Origin of the sequence: Virgibacillus siamensis (assembly GCF_900162695.1) — a bacterium.
Lineage (GTDB): Bacteria > Bacillota > Bacilli > Bacillales > Amphibacillaceae > Lentibacillus > Lentibacillus siamensis_A.
Map to the genome: position 1 here is coordinate 2117823 of NZ_FUIH01000007.1, position 12866 is coordinate 2130688.

General features: G+C 44.8%; 11 protein-coding genes. 1 reads left to right on the top strand and 10 read right to left on the bottom strand.

Features of this window, described 5'->3' with window-relative positions; all coding sequences use genetic code 11:
• Positions 1-195 precede the first annotated feature (195 nt).
• Positions 196-1353 (top strand): acyl-CoA dehydrogenase family protein, encoded by a 1158-nt coding sequence (locus B1K71_RS14405; protein WP_077328245.1) that lies wholly within the window; start codon positions 196-198, stop codon positions 1351-1353.
• A gap of 45 nt (positions 1354-1398) precedes the next feature.
• Here the strand turns inward: B1K71_RS14405 and B1K71_RS14410 are convergent, their stop codons facing one another.
• The 10 genes from B1K71_RS14410 to B1K71_RS14455 all read right to left on the bottom strand — a co-directional run bounded on the left by B1K71_RS14410 (position 1399) and on the right by B1K71_RS14455 (position 12746).
• Complete coding sequence (locus B1K71_RS14410; RefSeq protein ID WP_077328247.1) at positions 1399-2466, bottom strand: tartrate dehydrogenase; 1068 nt, start codon at positions 2464-2466, stop codon at positions 1399-1401.
• 29 nt (positions 2467-2495) lie between these two features.
• A complete protein-coding gene (locus B1K71_RS14415) occupies positions 2496-4043 on the bottom strand; it encodes a Na+/H+ antiporter NhaC family protein (RefSeq protein WP_077328249.1) in 1548 nt (515 codons plus the stop codon).
• Between the two features lie 22 nt (positions 4044-4065).
• A complete protein-coding gene (gene alr / locus B1K71_RS14420) occupies positions 4066-5202 on the bottom strand; it encodes an alanine racemase (RefSeq protein WP_077328251.1) in 1137 nt (378 codons plus the stop codon).
• Between the two features lie 36 nt (positions 5203-5238).
• Entirely contained in the window at positions 5239-6093 is an 855-nt protein-coding gene (gene dat / locus B1K71_RS14425) for a D-amino-acid transaminase (RefSeq protein WP_077328253.1), read from the bottom strand.
• Positions 6094-6105: 12 nt separating this feature from the next.
• Positions 6106-7086 (bottom strand): pyridoxal-phosphate dependent enzyme, encoded by a 981-nt coding sequence (locus tag B1K71_RS14430; RefSeq protein ID WP_077328255.1) that lies wholly within the window; start codon positions 7084-7086, stop codon positions 6106-6108.
• 234 nt (positions 7087-7320) lie between these two features.
• Positions 7321-8511, bottom strand: coding sequence for a M20 metallopeptidase family protein (locus B1K71_RS14435; RefSeq protein WP_245799288.1), 1191 nt, complete (start codon positions 8509-8511; stop codon positions 7321-7323).
• A 281-nt stretch (positions 8512-8792) separates the two neighbouring features.
• A complete protein-coding gene (locus tag B1K71_RS14440; RefSeq protein ID WP_077328257.1) occupies positions 8793-9161 on the bottom strand; it encodes a RidA family protein in 369 nt (122 codons plus the stop codon).
• A gap of 41 nt (positions 9162-9202) precedes the next feature.
• Positions 9203-10639, bottom strand: coding sequence for an NAD-dependent succinate-semialdehyde dehydrogenase (locus tag B1K71_RS14445; protein WP_077328259.1), 1437 nt, complete (start codon positions 10637-10639; stop codon positions 9203-9205).
• 21 nt (positions 10640-10660) lie between these two features.
• Positions 10661-12013, bottom strand: coding sequence for a 4-aminobutyrate--2-oxoglutarate transaminase (gabT, locus tag B1K71_RS14450; protein WP_077328261.1), 1353 nt, complete (start codon positions 12011-12013; stop codon positions 10661-10663).
• Positions 12014-12068: 55 nt separating this feature from the next.
• Positions 12069-12746: a GntR family transcriptional regulator gene (locus B1K71_RS14455; RefSeq protein WP_077328263.1), complete on the bottom strand. Its 678-nt coding sequence runs from the start codon at positions 12744-12746 to the stop codon at positions 12069-12071.
• Positions 12747-12866 lie beyond the last annotated feature (120 nt).

Sequence of the window (12866 nt, forward strand, 5' to 3'; positions counted from 1 at the left end):
CCTGCATAATTTAAGTATAGCAAACGAATTCCTTACAGAAAAATTTGGAAATTAATTTCTATGGTAATTCATACAATACATTAATCAGGTGACTCAAATATGCCTCGGTTTCTTTTCTTGAACTCTGGTGACCATAATGGAATAATAGACTTGTAAATCCGACAAAAATAATTGGAATAAAGCGAGTGAAGTTTTATGACAACATTAACTGATTTAAATACGATGGAAGAGCGTCTTGAGCTGATGAAGGAAACGGTAAAGCCGTTTAAACAGCGCGGGGAAATTCATGATAAGGAAGGAACATTCCCTTTTGATAATTTCAATGACTTGAAGGATATTGGTTATCCGGCCTTGACTATTCCGAAAAAATTCGGCGGCATGGGGATTTCCTTATGTGAGATGCTCAAGCATCAGGAAATAATTGCGCAGGCGGACGGTGCAACTGCCCTTTCTATCGGATGGCATATGGGCATCACAAAGCACACCGGTGAAAATGAAAGCTGGGATCATACAAAATTCCAGGCTTTTGCTGATGATGTTAAAAAAACCGGCGCACTAATGAACAATGCTGCCACTGAACCGGCTACAGGAAGTCCGACACGCGGCGGCAAACCGGAAACGACTGCTGCAAAATCCGGTGACGGCTGGATCATTAACGGCAGAAAAACATTCACGACGATGGCACCAATCCTTTCATACGCTGTGGTCAGTGCGACCATCGAAGATTCTGATGAGGTAGGTAACTTTTTGATCAGACGTGAACTGGATGGGGTACATGTTGATGAAACATGGGATTCTGTAGCCATGAAAGCTAGTGGCAGCCATGATCTTGTCCTGGAAAATGTTCGTGTTGCTGCAGATGATTTGATCGGTTATTTGACTCCGGGTAAGAAAGCTCCTGCTGGTTGGCTCCTTCATATTCCAGCATGCTACCTTGGAATCGCCAAAGCCGCTCAGGAGTATGCCACCAAATTCGCAGCAGAATATTCTCCAAACAGCATTAAGGGCACGATAGCAGAATTGCCAAATGTAAAGGAAAAACTTGGTGAAATGGAACTCCGTATCATGCAAAGTTCCGGTTTTCTGTACAGTGTGGCTGCCAAATGGGATGCCAGCAGTGACAAAGTGCGGGCATCGATGAAAGCTGAGTTGGGGGCTGTTAAAGTTTCTGTTGTGAACCAGGCAGTTGAAGTCGTTGACCTCGCAATGCGTGTAACCGGTGCACGTAGCTTATCAGCAAAAAATCCGCTCCAGCGCTACTATCGTGACGTCCGTGCCGGAATTCACAACCCTCCGATGGATGACATGGTGATCATGCAGCTGGGAGATCATGCTTTAAATAGAATGGAGTAAACGAAAGGATAGCCTAAAATAGGCTATCCTTTATTATAATTAATCTTATTTACTTTTTAATTGTTCAACAATCCTGTCGCCAACATCAGCGGTGGAAGCGTTCCCGCCCAAGTCAGGCGTCAGTATCTCTTTTTCGTTAATGATGTCGCGAATGGACGAAAGAATTGCTGCGCCCCATTTATCTTCATCAAAAAAATCGAGCAGTTGACTTACAGACCAGATTGCAGCGAGCGGATTTGCAATTCCTTTGCCGGCAATGTCCGGGGCGGAACCGTGCACAGGCTCAAACATTGATGGGAATTTCTTTTCCGGATTCACATTTGCCCCCGTTGCCAAACCAAGTCCGCCCGTTAGTGCGGCACCAAGGTCAGTTAAAATGTCCCCAAACAAATTGGATGTGACAACAACTTCGAATCCGCCGGGATCATTAACGAAATATAAACTGGCTGCATCAACCAAATACGAATAGGTTTCAACATCCGGATATTCTTTTCCAATTTCTTCAAAAACCTCATCCCAGAAAACCATTGAATAATTCAGTGCGTTCCCCTTGCTGATGCTTGTCAGAGTTCTACCGGAGTTTCGTGCTTCTTCATAAGCATAACGGATAATCCGTTCCGTTCCTTTTCGGGAGAAAACTCCCGTCTGCAATGCAACTTCTTCGGGCTTTCCTTTAAAAAGCCTGTCACCGGCACCCGCGTACTCCCCTTCACTGTTTTCGCGGATGATCAAAAAATCAATATCCCGCTCTGTACGTGCTTTCAGCGGGGTTAATGCTTCATTCAAAAGCGTTATCGGACGCAAATTCACGTACTGATCAAATTGCTTACGGATTTTCAGTAATAAATCCCACAGTGAAATATGGTCCGGTACACCGGGGTACCCGACAGCCCCCAAATAGATAGCATCAAACTGATTAAGCTGTTCAATCCCATCATCAGCCATCATTTTTCCTTCCTGCAAATAATATTCGCATCCCCACGGAAAAGAAGTAAATGAAAATGATAGACGATCATCAAGCTGCTCAATTGCTTTTAATACCTTAACTCCTTCTTCGACGACTTCCGGGCCGATTCCATCTCCCGGAATCAATGCTATATTGATTGTTTTCATAAATGCCTCCTCAAAACTTCAGCGTATTGTCAGGCTTGTAATTTCTCCTCGCGCATATATTTCTGTTTGTTGCGTCTTCCCAAATAACGAATTACTACAAATTGTATGATAATACCAGCAATCAGCATTACAATACTGTTTTCAATAAGAGAGTAGGACAGAAACAGCAGTGCTGCAATGCCTGCGGGAATGAGCGCATAAGGAATTTGTGTGTTCACGTGTGCAATGTGGTCCGATTCGGCAAAGATGGAAGCCATAACAGTCGTATCGGAAATCGGTGAAACATGGTCACCGAAAATGGATCCAGCGAACACAGCACCAATCACGATTTGCACAAGGTCAACACCGCCGAAACTGTAAGCAAGCGGAATCGCAATTGGTGTCAGAATGGACATCGTTCCCCATGACGTTCCGGTCGCAAAGGATATGAACATCCCTATGATGAAAACGAGAAAAGGAATAAGTGCTGCTGTCATCCAGCTTTCTGTTGCACTGACAACATATTCTGCAGTCCCAAGTTCCGAGGTAACGATCCCGATTGACCAAGCCAGCACGATGATAATTAACGCTGGAAGCATTGTTCGGATTCCGCCTAAAATGGTATCTTCACATGTTTTTAAATCCATCCCCTGAAAAAGCGCAATGATCATTCCTGCCAGTGTCATCGCAAATGCACCCCATGTCAGGGAAACAGCGACATCGGTATCTGCAAGGGCTTCCATAACGGACTTCCCTTCAGCACCTCCGCCTGTAAACCACAATCCCCAAACACTGACTGCAATCAATGTCACAAGGGGAATAATAAAGTTCCATACACTGCCTTCTTTTTTAAACGGCTCGCCAAGGTCTTCATCAACTGAAGACAAAGGCGTCGAACCATCCGGTATCAGCTTCCCGGTCGTTTGTGCACGATGTTCCGCTTTTGCCATCGGACCAAAATCCCGCATGGCGATTATCATGGGGACGGCAAGCAAACAAAGAATCGCATAAAAATTCCAAGGAATTGATTGTAAAAATACAAAATATGGTTCTGCCCCAACCAGGCCGATTCCGGCAAATGCAGCCGCAATCAATGAAACCTGAAAACCGATCCAATCTGAGACTGGTCCAATAGTTGCCATTGGGGCTGACGTTGAGTCCAATATGTAGGCCAGTTTTTCACGTGAAATTTTATGCTTGGCTGTTATGTCCTTAGAAGCGTTACCGACAATGACCGAATTTACGTAATCATTAAAAAAGATGACAATCCCTAAAATATAGGGCAAAAGCTGGACACGTTTATTTGTCGTCAGTTTTTTATCCAGCATTTTAATAAGACCGTCCGAACCACCAGTCTTGAACATAAATGCTGCACCGGTACCAAGCAATGCTGTCATTACTAGAAAACGTGCATTCCATGGATCAATCATAACATCTTTCATCCAGGTAAATGTAATTCCCACACCTTCAAACGGGTCGCCGCCTGCCGCAATCAGCCCGCCGACCCAAATACTGATAAACAGCGACAGCAAAACCCGTTTTGTAACAATAGCCAGAACAACAGCTACAATCGGTGGTACAATCGATAGAAAATCCATGTCAAGCCCCCTTCCTTTTGAATCAGCTATATTCCCGTTGAATTCGTTGCATCAGACTGGATAGAACCTCATCCACGTTACTATTCATCCAATCAGCAATTTGCGGTGCAAAAATTTCCTTATCACCCTGTTTTCCCATAATGGTAACCGTATCACCCTCAGTTACGCCTTCAATATGGCTGACATCAATAAGCGTCTGATCTAGTGCGATAGCTCCTACAATACGTGCCCGCTTTCCCCTGACAATCATCTGTCCTTTATTTGATAATGCCCGGTGATAACCATCTCCAAGACCAATCGGGACAACAGCGATTTTTTCCGTATCCTTGGTTATATAGCTGCCGCCGTATCCGACAGGTGTATTCGGCGGCAATTCCCGAACCCGAACAAGTTTGGATTGCAGACGCATAACCGGTTCTAAGTCTACTATCTTTTTTTGACGAGGTGCCGGCGGATATCCGAATAGGGCAATTCCGGGACGGACCATATTCAGATGCATATCAGGTCGTTCAATCGTAATGGTCGATGCAGCCACATGTTTGACCGGAAAGTGGAAACCGTAATTTTCAAGTTCCGAAACCGTATCCAGAAACAACTGATATTCGTGTTCTGTCTTTTTCCATTCTCCTTCATCTGCACTGGAAAAGTGCGTGTAAATGCCTTCCCAGCGTATACCCGGCAGCGAATAACATGTTTCGCAGAATGACAATACATCTTGCGGATCAATGCCAAATCGGTGCAGCCCTGTGTCAATTTTGACATGCACAGGAACGGTTGTATGCTGTTTTTCGGCTACGGTACTGATTTTTTCTGCAAGCTCTTTAGAAGCAACAAAAGGGGTTAGTCCATACTCCATTACATCACTTGCCTGTTCCAATGTGATAGAGCTTAAAATATGGATTGGCACATTAATTCCGCTTTCCCTCAATAATGCACCTTCCTCAACACCAGTCACACCCAGTCGGTCAGCTCCGGCATTTACAGCCGCTTTTCCAATTGGGACAACACCATGTCCATAGGCATTTGTCTTAATGACTGCCATCAGCATACTGCCATTTCCTGTAAGCTTTCGCAGCTGCTGTACGTTGCGGTGAAATGCGTGAAGATCCACCTCCGCCACCGTCGGATTATGGGATGTTATCATCGCGGAATGCTGCATATTCAGGTCCCCCTTCAGGTTATACGTTTTTTCGAATCACGCCCTGCTTTCCGTATTCTGCTCATACAAATTGCGAAAAGCGTGAATCAATTGTCTGGTTATATTACCCGGCTGGCCGTTTCCAATTATCGAATCATCCACCTGCAGCACCGGAATGATATCAAGTTTCGTTGCGGAAACAAATACCTCGTCAGCTGCTAACAGTTCATCAACTGTAAATGTCTGTTCATTTACATTAATTCCAAGTTCTGATGCCAGCTCCAGCAATTTTCGCCGCGTGATTCCATTTAAAATATAGTTATCTGCTGGATGCGTATATAATTCGCCGTTTTTTACCATAAACACGTTCGATGCACTCGCTTCTGTAACGATATTTCCTCTATGCAAAATCGCTTCGATGGCATCATTCTCAACAGCTTCCTGCTTTGCCATTGCATTTGGAAGCAGATTAAGGGTTTTTATATCACAGCGAAGCCAGCGGATATCTTCAACAAGTACTGCTTTTGCCCCTTTATCTTCTACATCGGTCATACGCTCTTCTTCCCGTGTATAGGCTACTATGACTGGCGAAACATCTGCTGACGGAAAATAATGTTCCCTTGATGCAACCCCTCTGGAAACTTGCATATAAATAATACCTTCATGCAATTCATTGGTAGAAACAAGCTGTTCCAGTCTCTTTTTCAGTTTTGCAGTTGATTCCGGTAAGGTTAACCGGATTTCCCGGGCACTTCTTTCCAACCGCTGCATATGCTCATCAAGCATTAAAGGTTTTCCATTATAAACCCCGATCACTTCGTAAATCCCGTCTCCGAACTGGTATGCCCGATCTTCAATATTTACTACATTGTTCCGTTCGATAATCTCGGTATTAAATAACATCTTACTCATGAAAATACCTCCTTATGCGTTTTTGTTCTCCTGCATGATTTTTAGAATCACGTCTGTATCCACACTGCAACCCGTTACAATAGCAGCGACCTGTGAACCCGGTTTAACTTTCTCATGTAAAAGTGCACCGATGCCGGATGCCGCAGCTCCTTCAATAATCATTTTATGCTTATCAAGCATAAAAGCCATTCCATCCGCAAACTCCTGTTCATCCATTAACAGCAACTCATTAACATATTTTTGGACCAAGGTAAACGTATACTGATTTTGCAGACCGATTCCACCCAGCAGACTGTCCGCCAATGTATCATTTTCGTCTATTTGTATCGGTTTGCCTGCTTGAATACTTTCGTACATGGCTGCACCCTGTCTCGTGGATAACCCGATAAGACGGATATCGGGATTCGTTTCTTTTAAAGCTATCCCCAGCCCCGAATGCAATCCGCCGCCTGACAAACCACCTAGTACGGTATCAACTTCCGGCAGATCTTCAAATAATTCAAGACCAATCGTACCCTGCCCCGCGATAATATGCGGATCATCAAAAGGATGAATGACCGTAAGCCCATCCCTTTTTTCCAGTTCATAGCTTCGTGCTTCCGCTTCATCCTGAGATTCCCCGTAAATTTCGACATCTGCCCCTGAATTCTGAAGCGCTTCCACTTTACCGCCGGGAACTCTGTTGGAAATACAAATTTTTGCTTGTATTCCGAGCTTTTTTGCCATATATGCGACACTCACTCCAAAGTTTCCGGTTGAAAAGGTTGTTATCCCTTTCCTCTTTTCCGCATCTGACAAACTCAGAATCTTGTTGGCTGCGCCTCTGATTTTAAATGAGCCGCTCGGATTCATATTTTCCAATTTTAAATGAACCGGAGCATCTGCAATTTTTGATAGTGCAGGTGAATAAATGAGGGGCGATTTCGGAACGTATTGGGCAATCCGATTTTTGGCCAGCCAAATATCTTTTAATGCAAGCGTCTCACCTGCCATTTATATCCCTCCTTTTTATGGTAGAGTTGTTGGCATGGCTGAGCTATCCAACTTTAGAGTTCCTTTCTCCCCATTCGGTGGGCTCTCCCATTTCAGGGTTTTCTCTCCCATTCATGAGGGGCTCTCTCCCACTTCAGCGTTTTCTCTCCCATTTTTGAGGGGCTCTCTCCCACTTCAGCGTTTTCTCTCCCATTTTTGAGGGGTTCTCTCCCACTTGCCTTCCATTTAAGGTCTCTATTTGATACCCATCAAAAACTGTCTTGCGGATTCCGTGAAAATCGCAGCTCCAACCGGCAAAACACGTTCATCAATATCGAAGTTTGGTGTGTGCAAGTTCCGGCTTTCTCCGTCATCAAGACCACAGCCAAGGAAGAACATGGCACCTGGTACGGTTTTGGTCATATGGGCAAAATCTTCACCACCCAATCCAAAGGGAACATTTTTAATCGTGTAATCAGGGTACAGGTTGCGAAATACATTGCGTATCGCCTGATTCACAACCGGATCATTTGCAAGTGCAGGATCTTCTGCCCGGATTGACAGCTCATAATTACCGCCGAGCGGCTCTACCAATGAGAATGCTTTTTCCAACTCCTGGTGCAAAACATCACGTACTTCAGGCCGGTAACTGCGAATCGTTCCTTTTATGCTTACTTCAGATGGAATCACATTACTGGCAAAGCCGCTTTCGATACTGCCAATGCTAATTACACCGGCATCTAATGGCGAAATCCTGCGTGATACGATGCCATGTAATGCCGAGAGCACCGGCCCGAGCAGCCACATTGGATCCAAGGCCAGGTGTGGATAGGCGCCATGTCCGCCTGAACCGCTAATCGTTGCCTCAAACACGTCACCACTTGCCATGCTGTAACCATCATGAATCTTAACTTCACCGAAAGCATCTTCCGGGCTCATGTGAAGTGCCATGACACGCTCCACATCTGCCAGAAGCCCTGCCTGGATTAAGTAAGGCGATCCGGTTGAACCAAGATCATCAGCCGCTTCCTCCGCCGGCTGAAATAAAAATTTCACCGTTCCTTCCACCTCGCCATTTTGAAAGAGTTCGCCAAGCAAAGTTGCCGTTCCAAGTACAATGGCTGTATGTGCATCATGTCCGCAAGCGTGCATGACACCATTTTTTTTCGATTTAAAATCATGCTTATTGACTTCCTCTATCGGCAATGCATCCATATCGGCCCGGATTGCGATAGTACGGCCGCTTCCGGATGAAAGGATTCCAACGACTGCAGTTGGATAGCCAATTCCGGTTTCCACCTTCATTCCGGGGATTTCAGCAAGTTTTTCTGCAACAAAACGGGATGTCTCCACTTCTTCAAAACTCAGTTCCGGATTCATATGAAGATGTCGCCGCCATTCCGATAATTGCGATAACAGTTCATCTGCCTTCGATTTTACATTCACGGTTTGTGCCTCCCTTCCACGGTCAATTGGCAAAAAGACGAGACTGGGACAAAAGTGTTTTATCCAAAGGAAAACCTGAACAATTTATTGGAAATGGAGCGTATAGCCGCTCCGGAAATATACTTCGCTTTCCGTGGGCGGCTGCTGAGCCTCCTCGTGCTTACGCACTGCGGGGTCTCACCTATGCCTTTCCTCCCGCAGGAGTCTGCGCATATTTCCTCCGCTAAATCGTCGTTCGTCTTTTGAATTACACGTTTTTGATATGTCCCAGCCTCGTCCGGTCAACTGACTGCTGCAATTGCGGTTATTTCCACCTTTGCACCAAGCAGTTGACTGCCTGTTGTTATCCTTGCCGGTTTGGTTACGACTTCTTTAAAATATTCCGCATACACACGGTTAAATTCCGCTGCAGTCGCTTCATTCAATTCTGATATATGGCATGTGACATGAACAATGTCCTCCAACCCGGCACCTTTTGCAGCCAAAATATTGTTGATATTTTCCAAGCAGGCAGCAGTTTGAGCGGCAATCGTCGCACCGCCGGAAGCACCATCCTGACCGGAGACAAAGATAAAATCACCTGACTGTATTGCTTGTGAATACGGTCCGCTCGGCTTTGGAGCACCGGTTGTTTCAATTGCTTCCTTCATTTACATCGATCCCTCCTGCTTTCTGTAAATGCCTTAATGCCTTATTCCATTCCCATGGAAACATATTGTGATTCGACGAAGGCATCCATTCCTTCATGGCCGCCTTCTCTTCCAAGTCCACTCTCTTTCATTCCTCCAAATGGAGCCTGTGCTGCAGATGGTGCACCATTGTTCCAGCCGACGATACCGTAATCCAATTGCTCAATTACCCTGGTACCTCTTGCTGCATTTTTAGTAAACACATATGCTGCAAGCCCAAACGGCGTATCATTTGCCAGTTTAATAGCTTCTTCTTCGGAGCCCACTTTCTGAATTGGAATAACCGGGCCAAAGGTTTCTTTCTGCATCATTTCCATCGATGGGTCGGCATTTGTTACAACGGTAGGTTCAAAAAACAGCCCGTTTCCGTCTTCAGGCTCTCCGCCGACCTTCACTTCAGCTCCTTTTTCTACCGCATCTTTCACATGACTTTTGACTTTATCCAACCCGGCCTGGTTGATTAATGGACCGATATCCGTAGTGTCCTCTTCCGGATTTCCTACCTTTAACCCTTTCACAGCCTCCGTAATTTTATCGACGAATTGATCATAAATTCCTTCCTGTACATAAATACGGTTTGCACAAATGCATGTCTGACCGGCATTACGGAATTTGGATGCCATCAGCCCATTAACAGCCACATCAACATCTGCATCATCCAGAACAAGCAATGGTGCATGGCCGCCAAGTTCAAGCGAAACATTCTTTACATTGTCAGCACTTTGTTTAATCAATGTTTTACCAACTTCAGTTGAACCGGTAAATGTAATCTTGCGAACCCGCTCATCCTCCATAAATGCTTTTGTAATTTTGGAAGAGGATCCTGTAACAAGGTTGACAACACCTTTTGGAAATCCTGCTTCTTCACACAGTTCCATTAATTTCACTGCCGTAAGCGGGCTTTCCCCGGAAGGCTTCATAATAAATGTACAGCCTGCTGCAAGTGCAGGGCCCATCTTACGTGTCAGCATGGCAGCCGGGAAGTTCCATGGTGTAATCGCCGCAGCAACGCCGACTGGTTTTTTCCATACTTGCAGGCGCTTATCCCCTGCATGGGAAGGAATGGTCTCACCATAAATGCGTTTCGCTTCTTCCGCGAACCACTCAATAAACGATGCAGCGTATTTCACTTCACCCCGCGATTCTTTTATCGGCTTCCCCATCTCCAGTGTCATCATTTGTGCAAGTTCATCTTCATGTTCAAGAAGCAGATCATTTAATTTTTTCAAATAACCGGACCGTTCATAGGCCGTCAGTTTAGACCAGGAACCGAATGCTTCATGTGCTGCTTCGACAGCTTTAGCCCCTTCAGCTTCGCCGCCATTCGGAACCGTACCGATTATATTCCCGTTTGCCGGATTGGTAACTTCCTTTGTCTCAAGATTACCTCCAACCCACTCTCCATTTATATGCATGAAATAGTTTTTTACCTCAGCCATTTTTACAACACTCCAATTCTATTATTTCGTTGCTCCGGTCATCACAGCTTCCACTGATTCTTCCAGCAGTTCCAGCCCTTCTTCAAGCTGTTCATCTGTAATGACTAACGGCATCAGCAGGCGGACAACATTATCATAAACACCCGCTTTTAGTACGATTAATCCGCGTTTGTGTGCTTCCTGCAATACCTGGGCAGTCTGTTTTTTGGCAGGTTCTTTCGTTTTCCGGTCTTTCACAAGTTCCAGTGCACACATTGCGCCAAGACCGCGATAATCACCAATCACATCAAATTTGTCATACATTTTCCCGAACTTTTCCATAACACGTTTACCTATTTTTCGCCCGCGTTCCGGAATGTTCTCTTTTTCCATGACATCCAAAACAGCAATACCTGCTCTGCAGCCAAGCGGGCTTCCGCAATATGTGCCTCCCAGCTCACCGGGACTTGCTCCATCCATAACTTCTTTACGGCCAATGACTCCGCTGATTGGCAACCCGGCAGCCATTGATTTGGAAATCGAGATCAGGTCTGGTTCGATTCCAAAATGACTCATTGCGAAGTATTCTCCTGTACGTCCGAATCCGGTTTGAATTTCATCAGCAATAAACAATATGCCATGTTCTTTGCACAGTTCGTAAACACCCTGCACAAAATTCTTATCCGGAATAATAAAGCCGCTCTCACCCTGTACCGGTTCCATAACGAATGCCGCCACCTGTGTCGGATCAACCTCTTTTATAAAGAAATCTTTAACCTGCTGCAGCATATAATCCGAATAATCTCCAGTACTCATTGATTCCGGACGGCGGTAATGATATGGATATGGTGCATGATAAACTTCAGGTGCGAATGGACCATATTCATATTTATAAGGCTTCACTTTCCCGGTTAAGGACATCGTCATCAATGTCCGTCCGTGAAAACCGCCGGAAAAAGAAACAACCGCCTGGCGATTTGTATACTTGCGGGCAATTTTCACTGCGTTTTCAACCGCTTCCGCACCGCTGTTTAAAAACATCACCTTCTTCTCAAAATTCCCCGGTGCAAGCGCTGCCAACTTCTCTGCAAATTCAATATATGGGTCATACATCATGACGTTGAAACCTGTATGAATGTAGCGGTCAACCTGATCATGCAACGCATCTGTTACAGTTTCATGGCTGTGACCGACATTAATACAGCCGATTGCCCCGGCAAAATCAATGAATTTATTGCCGTCAACATCCTGAAGCAAAGCACCTTTGGCTGATTCCACAAATGTCGGAATACCATACCCTACCCCTTGCGGAACAATATCATGCCTGCGGTCAAGCAGTTCTTTTGCTTTCGGACCGGGCAACTCGGTTTTTACATTTGCAAATTTTCTACTCATCTCATTCAGCCTCCCTGATAGATTTATAGTGTCAGACCCCATAACGTACTGGAATCTAATTGGCTTGCACGCGGTTTTCGTCATTTACCCCGAGTAATTTCTCTTCCACATATTCAATGTGGTTGCTGACCCTTTGTTCCAACGCATTCTTATCTTTGGAAATCAGCGCCTGTAATAATTCCTTGTGTTCCCGGTAAAATGACTGTGGATTTGAGTAATATTGATCTAAATGCATCAGAAATGTACGGATCTGCACCTGCAGCGAATTATAAATCCTTACAATTCTTGCATTCCCACATAAATTCACAACAAAACTGTGAAACTCCATATCAAGATCAAATAAACCATTCCAGTCATGCTCATCGGCTTTTTCTTTCATTTGACCAGTGATTTTTTCTAGTTTTTGGATGTGATCATCATCCAATTTCGGCATTGCTTTTTTAAATGCCTGTGACTCAATAAGTGTGCGCAACTCAATAATTTCATTTAAATCCTGTTGGGTAAAATCAGTTACATACGTTCCCTTTCTCGCTTTACTGACAATCAACTCCTCTGTTTCCAAAATTTTAAATGCTTCCCTTATCGTGCTCCTGCTGACATCAAAGCGTTCCGCCAAATCTGTTTCCAGCAGGCGGTCGCCAAATTTGATGGATTCGTTCCAGATTTCTGTTTTCAACTGATCTGCAATCAATTCACTAAGTGGTTTCTGCACGATAATATTATCATCGCCCATTACCGGACTCCCCTTCTGCATTTTCTGCAAAATGTATTATGTCGATTGTCGACATCATCTTATATATCCATCATAATTCAGACTATTCGGATTGTCAATTTCAATTCCAATAATTTTAAA

Bases quoted from the DNA above. Each gene is read 5' to 3' on its own strand.
- B1K71_RS14405 (WP_077328245.1), top strand. From the start codon at position 196: ATGACAACATTAACTGATTTAAATACGATGGAAGAGCGTCTTGAGCTG.
- B1K71_RS14410 (WP_077328247.1), bottom strand. From the start codon at position 2,466: ATGAAAACAATCAATATAGCATTGATTCCGGGAGATGGAATCGGCCCG.
- B1K71_RS14415 (WP_077328249.1), bottom strand. From the start codon at position 4,043: ATGGATTTTCTATCGATTGTACCACCGATTGTAGCTGTTGTTCTGGCT.
- alr (WP_077328251.1), bottom strand. From the start codon at position 5,202: ATGCAGCATTCCGCGATGATAACATCCCATAATCCGACGGTGGCGGAG.
- dat (WP_077328253.1), bottom strand. From the start codon at position 6,093: ATGAGTAAGATGTTATTTAATACCGAGATTATCGAACGGAACAATGTA.
- B1K71_RS14430 (WP_077328255.1), bottom strand. From the start codon at position 7,086: ATGGCAGGTGAGACGCTTGCATTAAAAGATATTTGGCTGGCCAAAAAT.
- B1K71_RS14440 (WP_077328257.1), bottom strand. From the start codon at position 9,161: ATGAAGGAAGCAATTGAAACAACCGGTGCTCCAAAGCCGAGCGGACCG.
- B1K71_RS14445 (WP_077328259.1), bottom strand. From the start codon at position 10,639: ATGGCTGAGGTAAAAAACTATTTCATGCATATAAATGGAGAGTGGGTT.
- gabT (WP_077328261.1), bottom strand. From the start codon at position 12,013: ATGAGTAGAAAATTTGCAAATGTAAAAACCGAGTTGCCCGGTCCGAAA.
- B1K71_RS14455 (WP_077328263.1), bottom strand. From the start codon at position 12,746: ATGGGCGATGATAATATTATCGTGCAGAAACCACTTAGTGAATTGATT.